Source organism: Reyranella sp., from assembly GCF_052439685.1.
Classification (GTDB): domain Bacteria; phylum Pseudomonadota; class Alphaproteobacteria; order Reyranellales; family Reyranellaceae; genus Reyranella.
In genome coordinates, this window is the sequence record NZ_JBQVQG010000076.1 from 1 (window position 1) to 667 (window position 667).

At 66.3% G+C, this 667-nt stretch carries 1 protein-coding gene; it reads left to right on the plus strand.

What is annotated here, in order from left to right; translation table 11 throughout:
- A partial coding sequence (locus ACT6UX_RS30400; protein ID WP_444778861.1) for a 4Fe-4S dicluster domain-containing protein occupies window positions 1-667 on the plus strand: 667 nt, incomplete at both ends.

Here is a 667-nt window from a genome sequence, read left to right on the forward strand (position 1 = left end):
GCGGCGCGCTGATCGGCTGCTCGGCCGGCTTCGTCAACGTGCCGCGCATCAAGGGTTCGCACAATGCGGTCCTGTCGGGCATGCTCGCGGCCGAAAAGATCGCGGAGGCGCTGGCCGGCGGCCGCTCCCATGACGAGATCGCCGCCTACGAGGCCGAATGGCGTGGCAGCGACATCGGCAAGGATCTGAAGCGGGTGCGCAACGTGAAGCCGCTCTGGTCGAAATTCGGCACCTGGATCGGCGTCGGCCTCGGCGGGCTCGACATGTGGACGAACCAGCTCTTCGGCTTCTCCTTCCTCGGCACACAGTCGCACGGCAAGCCGGACTATGCCGCGCTGGAGCCGGCCGACAAGCACTCGCCGATCGCCTATCCCAAGCCCGACGGCGTCCTCACCTTCGACCGCCTGTCCTCGGTGTTCCTGTCGAACACCAATCACGAGGAAAGCCAGCCGATCCACCTTCAGGTGAAGGACCCCGAACTGCAGAAGCGTTCGGAATACATGGTCTTTTCCGGCCCCTCGACGCGCTACTGCCCGGCCGGTGTCTATGAATGGGTCGACGCGGACGGCAACGGCCTGACCGGTGGCCCGGCCTCGCCGACCAAGGGCGGCGAAGTCTCGCATTCGGAGCCGGACGCGCGCTTCGTCATCAACGCGCAGAACTGCGT